Genomic DNA, 17,992 nt, shown 5'->3' on the forward strand with positions numbered 1-17,992 from the left:
TCTTGTCGGAAGATAAAAATTCATGTTTTATGAATTGATACAGTTCGTTTAAACGGCTATGGTAGATACAGTACAATTTGAGGAGGACAGAAATGTTTGAGTATGTGACGGCACAGGAAGCAGCGGAGCTTTGGGGAATATCGGCAAGGCGGGTACAAAGGCTCTGTAAGGAAAATCGGATTGAGGGCGTATTGAACATCAATCGGGTATGGCTCATGCCAATAAACATTAAAGCAAAATTAGCTTTTCTTGTTTACCCTATACTGATATGGCGGGCGTTAATCAGGATTTTAAAAAGGCTCCTTATCTTTATGAAATCTTCAAAAATGTGCAGTACCCTTTATGTATCAAAATCAAGAAAGGAAATGAAACATTATGGATTTCATATTGAAAACAACAAATCTTTGCAAGAGCTTTGGAAAACATTCCGCTGTAACAGATGTGTCAATTCATGTACGGGAAAATAGCGTATACGGATTATTAGGTCCGAATGGAGCAGGAAAATCTACAATCTTAAAGATGGTAACAGGTATGCTTCATCCTACCAAGGGTACGATTGAATTTGCCAATCACTCATGGAGCAGACAGGATTTAATGCATATCGGAGCTTTGATAGAAAATCCCCCGTTATATGAAAACTTGACGGCGTATGAAAATTTAAAAGTAAGGACTATTTTGTTGGGGTTGCCAGAGCAGCGAATAAATGATGTATTAAAAATTGTGGATTTGCAAAATACAGGAAAGAAAAAAGCAGGACAATTCTCAATGGGGATGAAACAGCGGTTGGGGATTGCAATAGCATTGCTGAATCATCCGTCTTTGTTAATTCTGGATGAGCCGACAAACGGATTAGACCCGATTGGTATCGGAGAATTGCGAAACTTAATCCGCTCATTTCCACAGCAAGGGATAACAGTTATATTGTCAAGTCATATTCTTTCAGAGGTACAGCTTATTGCAGATGACATAGGCATTATTGCAAACGGTACGCTTGGATATGAGGGCGAAATGCAGCATAGTGGAAATCTTGAGGAACTGTTTCTCAAAGTCGTTGAAGAAAGCAGGAGGTAACAGGATGAAAAAATATATACGCTCAGAATGGATGAAACACAGACGGACTTTTGTAATGAAAATTCTTATCCTTGCCCCTGTTATTACGCTGCTTATGAATGTGTTTGCACCAATGTGGTATCAGCAAAATTCATTTAACTGGTGGTATATTTTGCTTTTCCCAGGCTGCCTTACTTTGCTTTGTACAATATGCGAGCAGCGGGACGGGGGAAAGATGAAATACAGAAGCCTTATTCCTCTTTCCATAAAGCTTGAAAATGTCTGGATTGCAAAAGCAATCGTCATATTGATTTTGGATATTATAGCGAATTTCATTTTTTTAGGGTTGAATATGCTTGGCGGTATAGCGGTTTACTTTATTTATGAAATCCCAATTAGTATATCGCTATTTCAAGCTGCGGCAGGTATTTTTTGTATTATCGTAGCTTCTATGTGGGAAATTCCAATATGTTTGTGGCTGTCGAAAAAGATTGGTGCATTTGCGACGGTTGTAATAAACGCAGGAATAGGCTCAGCCTTGGGCGTAATATTTGCAAACACAAAATACTGGATTTTTTGTCCGTATAGTTGGATGCCACGCTTAATGGTTCCAACAATCGGTATTTTGCCAAATGGAGTGCCTGTTTCTGAAGAAGCAGGAAATTTGCCAGTATCATTGGTTATGGTTATTTTAGCATTGCTGCTTTCTGTAATACTATTTTCAGCTTTAATAAGGCTTGGTGCAAAAGGATTTTCACGGCAGGAGGTAAGATAATGGGAACAGTATTAAGATGTGTCAGAGCAGATTATCTAAAAGCAAAGCGTTCTATGTTGAATGTTATTTATATAATCGTGCCTCTTATACTTGCTTTGGCATTTGCAGGCTATTTTCATATTTCGAGTTGGAACAGAACACTTAAAATAAGTGCTTTCTTTGAAATGCTGGGCATAATATATCCTTTTCTAGTTGGAATTATTGTGGGAATTATTGCCCAGCGGGAAAGCCAGGCAGGTCATTATCAATTTATACTTAGTACTGTTTCTTCAAGAACGCACATTTATATAGGGGAACTATGTTTTCTGCTGATAAATTCTTTGCTATTTTATACACTTGCAGTCGGCAGTTTTGCCCTTATGTTTCCGTTTACTTCTATAAGCGGATATGTGCAGGTTATAGGGCTTCTGCTTTTATCTTCTACACCTATATACCAAATACATTTTTTGTGTGCTTTTATATTTGGTAAAAGTGCTTCTATGGGGCTTGGAATTGCGGGCAGCTTACTATCTGCGATTATGCTCACAGGTTTAGGAGATGTATGCTGGCAGTATATTCCGTGGGCATGGAGCGTTCGGTTTATGGATTTCTGGCTTCTTGCGACTACGAACAAGGATGCTTATTTGCAGAGTTGCAGTACCTTCTATGTTGGAATTATAATAAATATCGTAGCCATACTTGTGCTATTCGCTGTTAGCATTATGTGGATTAGACTATGGGATGGAGGGAAAGAAAATGATTAAAAAATTCCGATTGCTATGCGTATGTCTGATAACTTTAACCATCTTTTTTATGGGTTGCAATAACAGAATATCAGACACGGCGGATAAGAATAATATGTTGAATGACACTCTGCCCAAATACGAACTGAATGTTGCTGATTATAACGAGATAAGTTTTGACAATAAGACATATATCATTACTGAAAAGACAATCTCATATTCAGAGTTAGAGGAAGAAATCGGGCAGGTTTCTCAAAACATTACAACGGTTGAGGGAAATAAATTGCGATATGGATATGTTTATAATATTGATGAAACAACAGATATTGCGGTAAACATCAATGAGAAGTACTATATTGCGGAATTAGCAGATTGATAAAGGAGGTGCTTTGAGTTGGCACGATTGTTAGTAATTGATGATGAGAAAGCCATTCTTGACTTAGTTAAGAATAGCTTGGAAAAGGATGGACATATCGTTACTGTATGCGAAAGCGCGGCAGATGTTACAATAAATACTTTAAAAAATTATGATTTGATTTTGTTAGATATTATGATGCCAGATGTTGACGGATTTATGTTTTGCAAAAAAATCCGAGGAATTGTAGACTGCCCTATTCTATTTCTCACAGCAAAAGTAATGGAAACAGACATTATCTACGGATTAGGAATAGGTGCTGATGATTATATTACTAAGCCTTTCCGAATAGGTGAATTACGAGCCCGTGTTACTGCCCACCTGCGTCGGGAAAGACGGGAGCACCATAATACATTAGGATTTGAACAGGAAATCAAGTTTGATTTATCTTCAAAGGAACTTTTTATGAAAGGCAAGAAAGTTGACCTAACCAAAAGCGAGTATGAAATTTGTGAGTATTTAGCCAGAAATAGAGGGCAGGTATTTACAAGAGAGCAGATTTATGAAGCTGTTTTTGGATTTGATGGTAACAGCGACAATTCAACGATTGCAACACATATAAAGAATATTCGCAGTAAGTTGGCAGGATATGGTGTTACTCCGATTAACACAGTCTGGGGGGTAGGATATAGATGGGAAGGATAAAACGGACTTCATTGCAAATGATTTTCTGGAAATTCTTAATTATTCTCATATTAGGATTGCTCTTATCGGCGGCAGTTCCTTTTTTGCTCCTTGCATTTGCTTCAAGTGCAGGGTATGTGACTTATGCTAATAATGCGGAACATTCCGTACAGGAAATATCGCCGATAATTGCGGCTGCACCAGATATTACAAAGGTTGCAATCCCTTCCTATTGTGAATATCTGATACTTGATGAAGATTATAATGTTCTCTATACAAACATGGATACAACGGAGCAGGAAAAGGCGTTGGAATTTGCAAAAACTGGAGAAAACAGTGACCCTACAAGCAGGACACAATACCAATTCATACCGAGGGAAACAGAATATTGCGTACTGAAATATTATGTGGGTTCGCAATATAAAAATGACTGGATGCAGAAACATTTGCCTGCTCCCGAAATATTATTATTGCTGTTGATAGGGGTAAATTGCATAGCGGTTTGCGTTTGTCTGACAATACGATATTCCCGAAAACTGAAAATTCAGTTATCTCCGTTGATTATGGCAACAGAACAAATACAGAAGCAAAATCTTGACTTTGAGGTAGAAAGCTCTGAAATCAGTGAATACAATGCGGTATTGAACTCTATTTCAGAAATGAAGGACAGCTTAAAATTATCTTTAGAACAACAATGGAAAGCAGAGCAATCACAAAGGGAACAAATAGCCGCACTTGCTCATGATGTAAAAACACCTTTAACTGTTATCCAGGGGAATATAGATTTAATGAATGAAACGGAACTTGACGATGAGCAACGATTATATGCAGGGTATATTACGGAAAGTTCGGAACAGATACAAGTATATATAAAGACTTTGATTGATATATCCCGTACAGTCACAGGCTATCAGCTTCAAGTAGAGAAAATTGATATAGCGGATTATATGGAACAAATTGAAGCACAGGCAAGTGCGTTATGTGTTACAAAGGAAATTCTCTTAAGCATGGAAACAGATATGGGATGTTTTGAAGCGGATAAATTGTTGTTGGAACGGGCAATTATGAATGTTGTCAATAATGCCTTAGAATACTCCCCGCAAAGAGGAACAATATATGTGGAAACGCAGAGGAAAGAAAACTTTCTGCAAGTTATTATAACAGACGAGGGAACTGGTTTTACGAATGAGGATTTGCGCCATGCAAGGGAGCAGTTTTTTATGGGCGACCACAGCCGAAGCTCTAATATGCACTTTGGCATGGGGCTTTATATCACAAACAGCATTGTAAAGCAACACAACGGGGAACTTACTCTTAAAAATTCCGATAAAACAGGCGGTGCAGAGGTTACAATAAAAATTCCATACTAGGATTTAATGGGCGATGGAAAGCATCGCCCATTATTTTTGCAAATCTTTATGAAATCTTCAAAAATACCTCGTAGTATTTAAAAAGTGAACGGCTGAATTTAAAGTCCGCCAAATAAAAAAACGGCGTATGGTGGGCGGTATTGCTATGCCCGAAAAGACTTAACAGACACTCTCCAGACCTGTTTTAGAGTTTGGAGGGATTTTTTTATGTTCTTTTTTCGGGCAGTTATCTATCTGCTCATGCAACGCATGAACTCTTGTCAAGCGCCGGCCGAGCCGGCAGGCAAGACCGGGGTGTGGGTCAAGACGGAAGGTGGGCAAACTCAGGCAGAACCAGCACAAAAAGCAGACTGAAAGTTTATCCGCAACATTCATTTTGCTATGCAGTTTCCTACTGAACTTGACCGCCAAGAAAATTTGCGCAGATACAACAAAAGCCTCGCATATCTCATGCAAGGCTTTGTCAATGGCTTGTCCGACCGAAATAGATACCGCCGAGAAACCCAGTGTTTTCAAGGGTTTGCGGCATTTTTATTTGCCACAAATCGAAAAATCGGCTTTGACTTTCGAACCACCAAGGAAAAAGCTCCAATCTTATGTGCGACCAAAATAGATACGGCCTAAGTTGCTCGTTCAAGATGCTTTATTCTGTATTCTATTTCGTCCAGAGCGATTTGTAAATCACCTTCATCAAAATCATCACTCGAATAGTAGGCTTTTTCCCGCTCCATTAATGCACGGAGAGCATTGGCGGCGGCTTGGGTACCCAAATATTTGGTGGCAAAGGCATCCGCCCGAAGTTCCATATCCAGCACCTCGCCATTTTGAACCTTGTCCATCCGAGCATGATTATATCGTTCAAACTCCTCACCAGCGGAAACGCTGTCGTTATTTACGAGATGCCCGAGTTCATGCAGAAGGGCGAAGATCGCTTCATCTGTTTTGCTTCTGAGGCCTTCTATGAGCTTTTCATCCATTGCAACGAACTGGCCTTTACCATCTTTGGAATGGCTGCGGGCGGCGATGCAGAACTGATCATCTTCTGGTTTCCCGGAGAGTGCGACCAAGCCAACATTCATTGGAAAGAGCTTTGAGTTGATCATTCCGATCAGACCAAGCCCAATTTCTTCTTTAAGCAGCAGGATCGAGATCTTCTCATCTCCGCTCCCGAGTGTCAGGGTCTTATCTTCTTTTATTTCTCCCATCTCGATATCCATCATTACACTTTGCCTCGATTCATATGCGCGTCTTCATGCCGCTGAGTTTGATGGGCTGGGGATTGTCAGCTTCCTTTGGGAGGCTGCTGGCGCGGAAAGTCCAGCCATAAATACTCAGGGGTCATTGCGCTCATAGATCTCTCCTTTTCATAGATATCCGGTGTCTGGTCATTCTACCGCAAGAAATGTCCCATAATATGGACTATATCACTTTTGACATTCGGTGACAATAAAATCGTACAGAGCTTCGGGATCTTTTAGGTCCCACTCCTCATCACCGTCGCTTGACCAGACTTTATATTCTGGTTCTCCTTCATAGAGCCACCAGCTGATGTAATCATATTTATCGTTCACAGATTCCTTGAGCAGGATCATGGCAGCTTCGTAGAACTTGTTGTTTACACCGAATACAAAGTGACCCTCGCCCACGAGGGCGAGTGCCTCTTCAAACTGGTCGTTGATTTTGTTCTGCTCCTGAATGAGCTGCAAGACCTTCACAAAGGTTTCCTTTGATATCATCCTTCTCCAAGCTCCTTCTTTGCATTCATGAGCCAGGCGACGGCTTCTTCCTGGGTATCCGGATTAACCAACCATTCTAAGAAGCGCACAATCAGTTGCTCCAAAGTCCAGCCCAAGGGTTTGATGATCTTCTCCACTTGTGCCTTGAGCAACTCATCTACCTCAATTTCAACCGTTTCGTACTCAGGTTCAAACCACTTGTAGGGGCACAGGACACAGGAGTCTTTTCCTCTCTCTGTGATCACGAAGCCCATATTCTCTTCATCCATCCGCTTAAGGAGGCCATCCAGCCGTTCTTGGATTTCCTCAGCCGGAACCCGCTCCATTTCAGACAGCGGGTGATATTCTCTTAATTTCATGAATCGACCTCCAAACCGCTTTCCGCCTTGTGGCGGATGTTGTTTGCCTCCAGCTCCTCGAAAGTGACTGGCGCAAAGCCGTTGATGTCCACGCCGGCGTTCAGCATCAGACTGTTCGCCTGAATGAGCGGCCAGTATTCCGCATCGGTGTTCCCATGAATGTGTCCAAACACCATGTAGCATCTTGTCACATGCGGCCATGTCATCATGGGATAGTGGCATAGCGTCATTTGCCGCTTGCCGTCACTGATGAAGTGCAGGTTGTTCACGCTCTCAAAGTAGTCTTCAAGTTTGCACTTCTTGACCCAGCCCCTGTCGTGGTTCCCAATGATGAGATGCTTTTTCCCGTTGAGGCGTGTCAGGTACTCCTCGGCAGGCTTCTCATTCCTGAAAATCAGATCGCCCAGGATGTAGATCGTGTCGCCATTGGTTACTTTTGCATTCCAGTTTCGGATCAGAGCTTCATCCATCTCCTCGATGGTAGCAAAAGGACGGTTGCAAAGGCGGATAATATTCCGATGACCAAGGTGCAGGTCACTGGTAAAGAACATCATTACGGTTCACCTCGCTTTCACTCGTAGGAACTATAGCATTGTCACAGCATTTGTATGCCGTAGCTTTCCTCGTAGGTCGCCTTGTCAAGTACCTTCTCCAGAAACCAGTCGATTGTCATTTCGTTGGGGTTTGCCTCCATGTTCTCGAAGGTCTTTAGTGCAAGGTCGTTGGCTTCTTCACGGTCATATCCTTTCCTTTCAAGAGCCTTCGTCGCGTATTCCAACACGGCTTTTTTGTTACGACGCAATGCAGCTCTGTCCATAAGCTGGCTTACACTCCCTACTCTGAGATACGCAGCACAGGTGAGCTTTTTATTCATTCGATCCCTCCTTCAGCTTAACTGGTTCGATATCGTCCCATTGAGCAAGAGCGATTTCTTCCTCTGAGTTCTCAGAGGACAGGTTCATGAAGGCTTCCACGGTCCTGCCTGGAAACCAGCTCTGGCAATATCTCGGGAAGACGCCGTCTGGTACGATTCCTACTTGCTCCACACCGAGCAAACGGTTTTTCAAAAGTTGGGCATCACGGATGATCACAGGCAGCCCTGCATGCTTCAGCGCAAGGTAGAACTTGATTGCTTCGATACAGCGCCACTTCGCAGAGCCCGCCACCACGAGGTAGTACCCATCGATTGCCTCTCGGCCTTTTCCGACATAGAGGGATACATGGGTGGAGTTGCCGCCCCTGCACACTTCCCACGGATGCCCTCCACCGGGGTGATGGGCAAGCCATTGTGCAAAGGCATCGGGGGAGTCCGGATCTATATCGCCCAAACCATCATCACGACCATCTGCGTGTTTGTAGTACTGTTCCTTTGTAGGCAGCTCGGTCCCTTCATAATGATTGGCTGCGTAACCCATGGCGCAGAAGCGATAGAAGTCATTGGCTGTCATGACCGGGAGTCTTGCTTCTCCCGAAAGGTCTTCCGACCCAACCTCCAGGAATTCATGAACTTCCTCTTGCGTCAGGTTTTCAAAGAAAGTTTCCTTATCGTTGGGGTACAACTTCCAAAGGTCAGCCAGCTTGATCACGCCGACTCTGTGCTTATACGGAAGGAGCTTGGCGACCGTAGCATTGTAGCTTCCATTACGAACAGCTTCGATAGTCAGTTTTACTGCATCCACCAACCAGGCCGTAAATGCAGAGATGTCGTTTGGATACCCTCGCTCTCTCCGCCCATCTACTTCGATTACATGCTCATGACCAAGGAAGATGGCTCGATATTTGATATCTTTGTCCTCTACGGCATGGAAACAGTACCACTCCAGTTCATCCGGAAACTCGGACTTCCAATAAGCCTCATAATCTTCGTAGTCCTTAACGATTCCTTCAGCAAGGTTTTCCTCGTAATCTCCATAACTGTCGGCAAAATCCTCAATCGTGCCACGCTTTGCACACAGCCAAAGCTCTCTGGCACCGTTTTCTGAGGCAGACTCCAAGGCTTGCAGCATTCGATAGATCTCGTCGATTGCTTCATAACTGGCGTCATCGTAACCAAAGCTGCAGTTTACATTGCGATAGCCGATGCTGCCGAGCTGGTGAATATAATTTTTCACCTGAACGGCAGTCAGCTTGTTGCTTATCTCATAGGGAACGCTCATTGTGTTTCGCCCCCTTCAACGGGTTCTTCTTCGGAATAGAACTCTTTCATATCATCAAGGCGCAGACATGCAAGCCTCGTTTGGATAATACTGCCCCACAAAGCTGGCCTTTCATAGGCGGCGCCGCAGTCAATGTCGATCAAATTGCTCCCACGCCAGATCTGAACGGGATTTGTCAGCTGATGCTCTGTGGTAGGGGTATGTCCAAAGATGACAGTGTAGTCATCGGGGCCTCTATCGTAGCTGCGGTATCTGTACCAGACGGCAAACTCCCGTCCGTCCCGATGCTTCATGCTGGAGTTGAGATACTCATCTTCCGGCGCAGCGTGAGTCAGGAGGTAGTTCTGCCCATTCACCGTGATTTTAATGTTGACCGGCAGACCAGCCAAATACTCGAAGATGTCTTGGCGGACAGACTTGCGGATATGCTTCAGGTACTCATGGGTGATGTCACCACCGTTGCGGTACCAGAGATTCAGCCTTTTTTCTCTGATATAGCCTGCGTAGCTGTCATCTTCATCGACCAGATTGTACAGGGCATCGAGCATCATGTACTCATGGTTACCGAGGAGCATCACCACATTGGGCATGGCTCTGAGTTGCTGAAGTATGCGGATGCCGTCAGGGTTTCGGTCGATCACATCGCCCAATATGTAGAGAGTATCCTCGGGCTGCAGATTTATCTGCTCCATGATGGAGTCGAAGCGACGCCGGTGTCCATGGATATCAGACATTACATAGATCGTGGTGATTCACCTCCTTCAGATAAGCACGAATATATATGCCGTAGCATTCCGCAGAAAGCTACTCACTATCTTCTTTCTCTTCTTTCGTGTCGAACAGCGCTCTCCATAGATAAATGTGTTCTCCAACCATCTGCGGGTGACTATGGAAAATGTGGCGGCACAGCCGCTTATAGATTTCGTGGAAGCGAACATCATCGCCGAAGTCAAGCAGACCGTCCATGATGCTTTCCAATTCTCGCTCGTCCGTGATGTGACCCGCCACAGCGGAATCGACCAGAGCGGTGTATTGCACCAATGCCTGGTCTTTGAGCTTATTTAATGCCTCCACGGTCTCTTTGACCGCTTCTAAGGCTTCAATGTGTTGGTTCATTTTTATTCCTCTGGGATTTCAAAGTCGTGGAACAGGAAGTGTATCTTATCGATTCGCTTGTTGATATGCCAGTGACCGCAGTACCAATGTTCATAGTAGAGACGGCTCTCGATGGTATCCAGCCACTTCTCGGTGGAATCATCTACACTGTCCTGATCGATCATGGGCAGGAATGCTTCCCGCGGGATGTATTTGTACGGGCAGGTGTGAGACAGGACAGTGTCGACAACAAAGCCGCATTCTTCAAGTTTGCGCCAACAGTCCTCCTTGATTTCGTCGGATGGCTGCTCGTCTGGCCACCAACCATAGTTGTGGATCAGGCGATAGAACTTGTCCACACTGTAGGCTCCGCCCAGCACAAGATGGGACTTGCCATCCAGCGTGAAGATCTCTCCATCCTTAGCAAAGAGCAGGTTCGGGTATTCATCTTCGTACCATACCACGCCGTTGTTCCATTCCTTCGTTGTGTAGGTGGGGATTGTCGCAGGTCGCATCTCATGGTTCCCGTGGATGCAGAAGAAGGTTGGAGGCAGAGCTTTCAATGCTTTTTTGAGCTTTCTGTCGCGGGAATCGCCATAGTAGTTGGCACCTACATCGCCAAGGATCACAACAATGTCATCATTGGTCAGCTCAAACCGATTGCAGAAGGCGGTCACCTCGGATGCAGAGCCGTGTATATCGCCGGTGTAGTAGATCATGATTTATCGCCTCACCTTTCTGTGCTTTGTTAACCACAGATTATACCAGCCACCCTGTCCAATATCCAGGGAATAATCTTGCAGGTTTGAGCAAATCCATATGTGCCCCAATTATACCAGCATCAAAGGCGAAAATCTCGGTTTCCACGAAATCATATACACCTCCGACAAAATCATATACACTTTTTCCGACCCTCATTGACCCGCAGTCACAGTGCTGACTGCGGGTTGATTGTTTTCTCAGTACCGTTGGGTAGAATATGGTGCGGGTCGGTACTCACGCAGAGTCTTCTTCAGGCTCTGGATGGTTTCCAGGATCACATACACTTCAAAATCGGTGCAGTCGGCCAACAGGACAGTCAGCTCTTTGCTGGCCGTCCTTTTACCGATCACAAGATGATCGATGAGCAAAGAGTCTGCGGATGTCTGTAGGGCGTTTGCAATTTGGACGAAGGTTTCCAGACTCATGCATTTGACGCCGTTTTCTATGTAGCTGATGTAAGAGGTGTTCTTGTCGATGATGTCGGAGAGCTGAATTTGTGAGATGTTGCGCTGTTTGCGAATTGTTTTGATGCGCTTGCCGATGATGGCGTTGTTGAGTTTCATAAAAGACCTCCAAAAAAATATTTGCAGGTCAATTATAGCGTCTACTTTATACTCACATACTTCGCTTTATTTTCATTTAGCCTGGACTTGATATAATTAACTAAAAATACAGCCTCCGGTTTAAGCAGAAGGTGGTGAGCCAATGTCAGAAGTGAATAAAGAACTAAGCAAGATCGTTGGCTCCCGCATCAAGGAATTGCGTGCAAAAAGAGGCATGAGCCAGGCGGACTTGGCTGCTAAAGCCAACATTTCTGTACCACATATGAGCTCTATCGAACTGGGCAAGACTCAGATGATGCTTCCCATGTTCGTCCGACTTCTGGAGGCGTTGGATGTCTCTGCGGACTATCTCCTCCGTGCCGATGTGACAAGCGTCAATGAACTGTATCAATCAGAGTTTGCCGAGTTGCTCTCAGACTGTACACCACAGGAGATGGAGGCCATCCTCCAGATTGTCAAGCAGCTTAAAAATACCATGCATCAGAAGACTGAGAATTAAAGTGGCCGATACCGGTCACTTTTTATTCCCTGCAGTAGATATGCCCCTCGCACATCGAGATTCAACGGATTGACTTTGGTCAATCCGTTTCTTTTTTTCTTCTTTTTCGACTGAGAGTCATAGTTGTGACTCTTGGAGTATTCTTTTCCCGCAAAGAAGTTTATATAATCTTTGCGTATTATGCAGAATGCAGTCTGATACAAGGGGTCGGGTTAAAGAAACTGGAGGAGTAGCATGGCAGACTTGATGAAACCGGGCGAGGTAACTGATTTAGAGGTACTTCCGTCTTTTGACTTCCTGCTTGAACAGGAAAACACGAAACAGGGTGCATTGGCCGAACACAGAGCTTGGCTTAAAAGTATTAAGCACGAAAGACCGAAGCCAAGTCACCCGTTTAAGGTGGCTGTGTATATCCGGTACTTCAACCAGACCCGGTACGACAATTACTTAGAAAAGCACAAGCAGCAGTTCCTGGATACCATCGGGCTTTGCCCGATGTGGGAGTTCGTTGGATTCTATATTGACGAGGGCGGCACAGCACCGAATATGGAAAGCGCACCTGAATGGTCTCGCTTACTTAATGACAGCTTTGAGGGAAAGGTGGATCTAATAATCACGCAGAAGACAAGCAACATTTCCAAGAAACAGTCAGAATTGACCTTCTGCTCAAGGCTCCTGGCGGCACTGGAAAAGCCTGTCGGGATATATTTTGTTTCGGAGGACATCTTCACACTGGCCTCCTACTATCAGGAGGACCTGAGAGATCCGTTTTTCTTTCCGAGTGAAGACTGGAAGGTTCTGCCTGATGAAGATTCACAGATAAGGGGTATGCTCCATGATTGATCAAGGCAGGCGCAGGAAGAATGAGGAGGCTCGGCAGAAGGTCCGTTCTCGCATCCAGAAGCGGATTGATACTGAGAACTACGAGTTCATACCGGCGAAAAAGCAGATAGACTACTATGACAACGATGTAGCTCAAAGGGTTGCCGTCTATGCCCGTGTTTCTACGGATAACATCCAGCAGACAACATCCTATGAATTACAGAAGAAGTATTACGAAGATTTTGTAGTTCGCCACCCGAACTGGACTCTGGTCAAGATATATGCGGATGAAGGTATCAGCGGCACCTCTTTGGCGCATCGAGACCAGTTCAATCAGATGATAGCAGACAGTCGTGCCGGGAAAATCGATATGATCATTACGAAGAGTGTTTCTCGTTTTGCTCGTAATGTGGTGGATTGCATCAGCATGGTTAGAGACCTTGCTGATTTGCCGCATCCAGTGGGCGTTTTCTTTGAGAGTGAGTGCATCTTCTCTCTGAAGGATGACTCGCAGATGGCTCTTTCATTTCAGGCAACTATGGCACAAGAGGAATCGCACATCCGAAGCCGAAGCATGGAGACATCTCTCCGTATGCGCTTGGATGGTGGGCTTCCTCTCACACCAAAGCTTTTAGGGTATTCCCACGATTCCGAAGGCAATCTTATCATCAACGAGGAAGAAAGCCCTACGGTCAAGCTGATTTTTTATATGTTTCTGTATGGCTACTCCACAACCGAGATCGCTGAAACGCTTACTGAGTTGGGTCGCAAGACCTATTTGGGCAATGTAAAGTGGACAGCCGGTTCAGTTGTTCAGGTACTTCGAAACGAGCGCCACTGTGGTGATGTCCGAACTCGCAAGACTTTCACGCCCAACTACCTGACCCACAAGTCGAAGAAGAACCGTGGAGACCGCCCTCAAAGCATCTATCGCGATCATCATGAAGCCATTGTTTCTCGGGATGATTATATTGCTGTTCAGCATCTGCTGAACAATTCAAAGTATGGCAACAAATCCATTCTCCCCGAACTGCGAGTTATAGACAGCGGTATCTTGAAGGGATTCGTGTCGATTAACACTCGCTGGGCCGGCTTCAAGGCAGCGGACTATTACCAGGCAGCGGCAAGTCTATCAACAGGGACAAACGACTCCGAGGAGGAGTGCGTCCCGGAGGATGAGCCCCAACAGGAGGTACGCATCGAAGTAGCTGCCGGAGATTTTGATATGCGAGGGTTTGAGATCACACGCTCGGAGTTTTTTGATTCCTATCACCGACCAAGCGTTATCTTCCATGACTGCAAAGTAAAGTTCAACACGGACTGTGTTCGCAAGTTCGGTAAGAACAACCAAGTTGAACTTCTGGTCGATCCCATCTACGGTCGGTTTGCGGTGCGCACAGCGCCCAAGGGCAGTCGGCATGCCGTTCAGTGTTCAAAGGTTTCTGATGGGGTTTACTATCCCAAGGATGTGCATATAACTGCTTTCCGTGACACGCTGTACGAGATCTTCGGATGGAATCCAGATTATAAGTACCGCGTATTGGGTACGCATTTTCAGAGCGGTGAGGAATCCGTTGTTCTCTTCAATTGCGACGAGGCAGAGGTATTCTTTAAGCCATATATGATAGGCGGTCATGATCCCGATGGTAATCCAACTACATCTGTCCGGCCGCTGGCTCATTCCGGAAGCAGAGTTCGGGCAATACCGGAAGCGTGGACGAGCTCTTTTGGAAAACAGTATTATCTGCATCAACATGTGACTTCTTCGCTGGAAACCCAGAGTGAAGAAGATTGGAAGATCCGAATGGAAGGTCAGCTATTCGAAACAGGAGAAAAGCTGTGTGTGACAAGCTTCGATGAGCTTAGAAGCTTTATTACCAGTGAGCTGGGGCGCGGGACGCTGCAGGAGGGAGTAAGAGATGAATGAGCAAATGAACGAACAGCAGGGCGTAGTTTCCGGAATACTTCAACACCTTCAGAATGATTCTATTGATCAGGACGCTAATTTTACGCTTCAGCCGGAAGCCAGCGAAGATATGCCCAGCGGAGAGATTATTGACTTAGGTGGTCCTTTTGACTATGAAGGGTATCAGGTTGTGCGTCGTGAATTTTTTGCGCACACCAACGAGCCGTCCATTACTTTCAATAACTTTAAGGTGTATGTGAATACTGCCTGCCTCAATCGCTTGCCGCATGTTGACTATGTACAGGTGTTGGTCAACCGTGACCGAAAGATTCTTGCCATTCGTCCCTGTCATGAGGAAGAGCGAGACGCTTTCGTCTGGTGTTCTACCGGCGCAGGAAAGCGAAAGCCCAAACAAATCACCTGCAGGCTCTTCTTCGCAAAGGTTTTTGACCTGATGGGCTGGAATCCTGACCATCGCTATAAGCTACTGGGCAAGGTGATCCACGCCAACGATGAGTATCTGATTGCCTTTGACCTTTCTGCAACAGAGGTGTATCAACGCATCACAAAAGATGGTGAAAAGCCAAAATCCTCTCGCAAACCCGTATTCCCCGAAGGTTGGCAAGAGCAGTTTGGTCTTCCGTTCCTGGAACACCAAAAGTCATTGCAGGTCAACATATTTGATGGTTACGCGATCTATGGAATCAAGGAAAACTCCATTTCGCAGGTCGATGAGCAAAGAGAAGCTGACGGCACAGCTGAAGCCCCGGTGCTGGATATGCTGTTGGGAGGTTCATGGAATGGGTGAAGCAAAATCATTTGTAGCGAAAATGACAATAGATCTTAAGCGCAACAGATTTCGCATTTTCAGCGAGACGTTGAAACAGCTCGGCAATCCCAACTATATTCAGTTTCTTATCAATCCCGAGGAATTGTTCATCGCTATTCTTGGCTCGGATCGACCGCTTGCTGGCGGTACGGCAAACAAGATACCGTTGCATAGCGCCCGTGGATCAGCTGAGTTCTATAGTGCATCACTGATGTCGGGGATATTCAATATTTACGGCGTTCTGGATTTTCGATTCAGCTACCGTCTTACCGGCGAGATTGATGCGATAAACCGAGTTGCGTATTTCTCTCTCAGATCGATCCGCAAAATTGAACGGGGGACAGTTGATGCTTGATAAAGGATACCAACAACTCAATATTGATCCAGAGTTCAAGGCACTGATCAGGCCACTCAACAAGGAAGAGTATTCGACTTTGGAGGCAAATCTTATCCTGGATGGCTGCAGAGAACCGATTGTTACTTGGATGGGGTATATTGTCGATGGTCACAATCGCTATGAGATATGCAATCGGCTCCACATTCCCTATGGCGTTGTTACCTATGACTTCAAAAGCAGAGATGAGGCAATTGTCTGGATCTGCAATAACCAACTCGGTCGGCGGAATATTACGGAAGAAACGAGAAAGTACCTGATTGGAAAACAGTACGAGGCGGAGAAAGCAACCAACGCTCGAAATGCGCTTGGCTCCAATCAGTATCAGCGCAGGTTGCAGGAAGGTTCTCATGCAGAATCCTATGTATCGGAGGAAGGCTTCAGCAGGGAAAGCGGCCGTCGCACCGCCAATCGGATTGGTGAGAAATATCATGTATCGTCCGGGGCGGTGCAGAAGTATTCCAAGTACAGTCAGGCGCTCGACAAGCTTGGAGAGAAAGTTCCTGAACTTGTGCCTTTAATTCTCGCAGGTACTTACAAAATATCTCATGAAAATCTTATTGTGCTTGCTGAGATGACGCCGGAGGAGATCCGCAATCATGTCGGGAAAGGCATTGGCAGCGACACGCCTCAGTTTAGGCGATACAGTGAGTCCCGCCTGAACTTGCCGACTGGAGCCGAGCGAAAGAAGCCCGGACCTGTTGCAGATGTTCCAAGCATAAAGAAGATGCCCGCATACGACCCTGATGCCGAGGTAAAAGGTTTGACTTTGACAATCCCATCGTGGCGAAGCTCCATTGAACGGACAAAGACCATATCCGATCTGAACGCTGTATCTCTGACTGCGAAGGAACTGCTTCGTGAGGCGCTATCGGGTTTGAGAGAAGAAGTAGACAAGATGCTCAGGGCGATTGAGGAGGATGTGTAATGCAGGATTTCAGTATGTTTGTTCCCAAAGTTCATTTTGAACTGATCCCAATACAGAACCTCGTTTCCAGCCAAGAGTATCAGCGTGGTCTTTCGCCCTCACAGGTCGATAACGCCGCTGCAAACTTTGACCTACACCAGATCAATCCTGTCAAGGTCAGCCGCCGCGATGGAGTCAACTATGTAGTTAACGGTCAGCACACCATTGAGATTGTGGCGCAGGTGTCCGGCTCCCGTGAGTGCCCAGTCTGGTGTATGATTTACGATGATTTAAGCTACCAGCATGAAGCTGATGTCTTTGCAAACCAGATGAAATTTGTCCGTCCACTGAGGCCCTACGAGATATTCATGGCGAATATCGAGGCCGGGAATGAGAAACAACTCCTGATTCGGGATCTGGTGGAGTCCTATTCTCTCAGCATTGGCACGACCCGTAGTTACGGTGTTATCGCAGCGGTTTCGTCTGTTGAATCCATCTATGATAAATTCGGCTATCATGTGCTGGATCGCACACTCCGTCTTTGCGTTGGAACTTGGGAGGGAGATATGGATTCGCTCTCTGCAAATGTTCTCAACGGCATTGCCAGACTGGTCTACACCTATGGCGAGCAGTTGCGAGATGATTCCTTCAAGGAGCGTGTGGGCGCTGTATCTATCAAGCAGCTTTCCCGAACTGCAAAAGAGCGCCGCCCCGGATCCCTCGGCTATGCGGAGGCTATGCTGGTGGTTTACAACCGTAAGTGCAAGTATCCGCTACAATGGACAAAGTTATATGAGAAGAACCAAGGGACAGCGGGAGGTCTTGATCCCGACATGGATCTGATTGGCGATGACCAAGACGATGATGAGACGGAAATGATGCAGTTCCCCGATATGGAGAAGGATGACTATGAGCTATGATGTAACGCTCGACACAGTTCAAAAGCAGCTTCTGCGGGATATTTGGCTGAACTACTACAACAACACGCTTTTGGGCAAAGGAATCATA

24 protein-coding genes and 1 pseudogene are annotated in these 17,992 nt (G+C 45.5%); 14 read left to right on the top strand and 11 right to left on the bottom strand.

Going from position 1 to position 17,992, the window contains the following annotated elements; all coding sequences use genetic code 11:
• Positions 1–92: 92 nt before the first annotated feature.
• From U8T64_RS04755 to U8T64_RS04785, 7 genes and pseudogenes are all read left to right on the top strand, one after another.
• Positions 93–224: pseudogene (locus U8T64_RS04755) on the top strand (helix-turn-helix domain-containing protein); the annotation flags it as partial.
• A 151-nt stretch (positions 225–375) separates the two neighbouring features.
• Positions 376–1,071 (top strand): lantibiotic protection ABC transporter ATP-binding protein, encoded by a 696-nt coding sequence (locus U8T64_RS04760; RefSeq protein ID WP_437125991.1) that lies wholly within the window; start codon positions 376–378, stop codon positions 1,069–1,071.
• Between the two features lie 4 nt (positions 1,072–1,075).
• On the top strand, positions 1,076–1,825 hold the full coding sequence (locus U8T64_RS04765; protein WP_322181452.1) for a lantibiotic immunity ABC transporter MutE/EpiE family permease subunit: 750 nt from the start codon (positions 1,076–1,078) through the stop codon (positions 1,823–1,825).
• Positions 1,825–2,568: a lantibiotic immunity ABC transporter MutG family permease subunit gene (locus U8T64_RS04770; RefSeq protein ID WP_016219410.1), complete on the top strand. Its 744-nt coding sequence runs from the start codon at positions 1,825–1,827 to the stop codon at positions 2,566–2,568. The genes U8T64_RS04765 and U8T64_RS04770 overlap by 1 nt, the downstream gene beginning before the upstream one ends.
• Complete coding sequence (locus tag U8T64_RS04775; protein WP_016219411.1) at positions 2,561–2,923, top strand: NisI/SpaI family lantibiotic immunity lipoprotein; 363 nt, start codon at positions 2,561–2,563, stop codon at positions 2,921–2,923. Before U8T64_RS04770 ends, U8T64_RS04775 begins: the two co-directional genes overlap by 8 nt.
• A gap of 18 nt (positions 2,924–2,941) precedes the next feature.
• Positions 2,942–3,607: a response regulator transcription factor gene (locus tag U8T64_RS04780; RefSeq protein WP_016219412.1), complete on the top strand. Its 666-nt coding sequence runs from the start codon at positions 2,942–2,944 to the stop codon at positions 3,605–3,607.
• Complete coding sequence (locus U8T64_RS04785; RefSeq protein WP_322181457.1) at positions 3,595–4,956, top strand: sensor histidine kinase; 1,362 nt, start codon at positions 3,595–3,597, stop codon at positions 4,954–4,956. Before U8T64_RS04780 ends, U8T64_RS04785 begins: the two co-directional genes overlap by 13 nt.
• A gap of 159 nt (positions 4,957–5,115) precedes the next feature.
• Here U8T64_RS04785 and U8T64_RS04790 read toward each other — a convergent pair whose 3' ends face one another.
• The 11 genes from U8T64_RS04790 to U8T64_RS04840 all read right to left on the bottom strand — a co-directional run bounded on the left by U8T64_RS04790 (position 5,116) and on the right by U8T64_RS04840 (position 11,627).
• Positions 5,116–5,472 carry a hypothetical protein gene (locus tag U8T64_RS04790; RefSeq protein WP_322181459.1) on the bottom strand — a complete coding sequence of 119 codons (357 nt, stop codon included), beginning with the start codon at positions 5,470–5,472 and terminating at the stop codon, positions 5,116–5,118.
• 104 nt (positions 5,473–5,576) lie between these two features.
• The gene (locus tag U8T64_RS04795) at positions 5,577–6,176 is read right to left on the bottom strand and encodes a M48 family metalloprotease (protein WP_322181461.1); all 600 of its coding nucleotides are present in this window, start codon (positions 6,174–6,176) and stop codon (positions 5,577–5,579) included.
• A 204-nt stretch (positions 6,177–6,380) separates the two neighbouring features.
• Positions 6,381–6,692: a hypothetical protein gene (locus U8T64_RS04800; RefSeq protein ID WP_322181462.1), complete on the bottom strand. Its 312-nt coding sequence runs from the start codon at positions 6,690–6,692 to the stop codon at positions 6,381–6,383.
• Entirely contained in the window at positions 6,689–7,051 is a 363-nt protein-coding gene (locus U8T64_RS04805; protein WP_322181464.1) for a hypothetical protein, read from the bottom strand. Before U8T64_RS04805 ends, U8T64_RS04800 begins: the two co-directional genes overlap by 4 nt.
• Positions 7,048–7,605, bottom strand: a complete 558-nt coding sequence (locus U8T64_RS04810) for a metallophosphoesterase (RefSeq protein ID WP_322181466.1) — start codon at positions 7,603–7,605, stop codon at positions 7,048–7,050. Before U8T64_RS04810 ends, U8T64_RS04805 begins: the two co-directional genes overlap by 4 nt.
• A 41-nt stretch (positions 7,606–7,646) precedes the next feature.
• Positions 7,647–7,925, bottom strand: coding sequence for a hypothetical protein (locus tag U8T64_RS04815; RefSeq protein ID WP_322181468.1), 279 nt, complete (start codon positions 7,923–7,925; stop codon positions 7,647–7,649).
• Positions 7,918–9,207 carry a hypothetical protein gene (locus U8T64_RS04820; protein WP_322181469.1) on the bottom strand — a complete coding sequence of 430 codons (1,290 nt, stop codon included), beginning with the start codon at positions 9,205–9,207 and terminating at the stop codon, positions 7,918–7,920. The genes U8T64_RS04815 and U8T64_RS04820 overlap by 8 nt, the downstream gene beginning before the upstream one ends.
• On the bottom strand, positions 9,204–9,941 hold the full coding sequence (locus U8T64_RS04825; protein WP_322181471.1) for a metallophosphoesterase: 738 nt from the start codon (positions 9,939–9,941) through the stop codon (positions 9,204–9,206). The genes U8T64_RS04820 and U8T64_RS04825 overlap by 4 nt, the downstream gene beginning before the upstream one ends.
• Positions 9,942–10,011: 70 nt before the next feature.
• Positions 10,012–10,323, bottom strand: a complete 312-nt coding sequence (locus U8T64_RS04830) for a hypothetical protein (protein ID WP_322181473.1) — start codon at positions 10,321–10,323, stop codon at positions 10,012–10,014.
• A 2-nt stretch (positions 10,324–10,325) separates the two neighbouring features.
• Positions 10,326–11,021, bottom strand: coding sequence for a metallophosphoesterase (locus U8T64_RS04835; protein WP_322181475.1), 696 nt, complete (start codon positions 11,019–11,021; stop codon positions 10,326–10,328).
• Positions 11,022–11,261: 240 nt separating this feature from the next.
• Positions 11,262–11,627 (bottom strand): helix-turn-helix domain-containing protein, encoded by a 366-nt coding sequence (locus U8T64_RS04840; RefSeq protein WP_322181477.1) that lies wholly within the window; start codon positions 11,625–11,627, stop codon positions 11,262–11,264.
• A 142-nt stretch (positions 11,628–11,769) separates the two neighbouring features.
• Here U8T64_RS04840 and U8T64_RS04845 point away from each other — a divergent pair, with 142 nt between their 5' ends.
• From U8T64_RS04845 to U8T64_RS04875, 7 genes are all read left to right on the top strand, one after another.
• Positions 11,770–12,126 carry a helix-turn-helix domain-containing protein gene (locus U8T64_RS04845; protein WP_322181479.1) on the top strand — a complete coding sequence of 119 codons (357 nt, stop codon included), beginning with the start codon at positions 11,770–11,772 and terminating at the stop codon, positions 12,124–12,126.
• Between the two features lie 234 nt (positions 12,127–12,360).
• Positions 12,361–12,969 (top strand): recombinase family protein, encoded by a 609-nt coding sequence (locus tag U8T64_RS04850; RefSeq protein ID WP_322181481.1) that lies wholly within the window; start codon positions 12,361–12,363, stop codon positions 12,967–12,969.
• Positions 12,962–14,875 carry a recombinase family protein gene (locus U8T64_RS04855; protein WP_322181483.1) on the top strand — a complete coding sequence of 638 codons (1,914 nt, stop codon included), beginning with the start codon at positions 12,962–12,964 and terminating at the stop codon, positions 14,873–14,875. The genes U8T64_RS04850 and U8T64_RS04855 overlap by 8 nt, the downstream gene beginning before the upstream one ends.
• Positions 14,868–15,662, top strand: a complete 795-nt coding sequence (locus U8T64_RS04860) for a hypothetical protein (RefSeq protein WP_322181485.1) — start codon at positions 14,868–14,870, stop codon at positions 15,660–15,662. Before U8T64_RS04855 ends, U8T64_RS04860 begins: the two co-directional genes overlap by 8 nt.
• Positions 15,655–16,038, top strand: coding sequence for a hypothetical protein (locus tag U8T64_RS04865; RefSeq protein ID WP_322181486.1), 384 nt, complete (start codon positions 15,655–15,657; stop codon positions 16,036–16,038). The genes U8T64_RS04860 and U8T64_RS04865 overlap by 8 nt, the downstream gene beginning before the upstream one ends.
• The gene (locus tag U8T64_RS04870; RefSeq protein ID WP_322181488.1) at positions 16,031–17,005 is read left to right on the top strand and encodes a ParB N-terminal domain-containing protein; all 975 of its coding nucleotides are present in this window, start codon (positions 16,031–16,033) and stop codon (positions 17,003–17,005) included. The genes U8T64_RS04865 and U8T64_RS04870 overlap by 8 nt, the downstream gene beginning before the upstream one ends.
• A complete protein-coding gene (locus U8T64_RS04875) occupies positions 17,005–17,904 on the top strand; it encodes a DUF6551 family protein (RefSeq protein WP_322181490.1) in 900 nt (299 codons plus the stop codon). Before U8T64_RS04870 ends, U8T64_RS04875 begins: the two co-directional genes overlap by 1 nt.
• The last annotated feature ends 88 nt before the right edge of the window (positions 17,905–17,992 follow it).

The sequence above is a fragment of the Neglectibacter caecimuris genome (assembly GCF_034335015.1).
Taxonomy (GTDB): Bacteria; Bacillota; Clostridia; order Oscillospirales; family Acutalibacteraceae; genus Acutalibacter; species Acutalibacter caecimuris_A.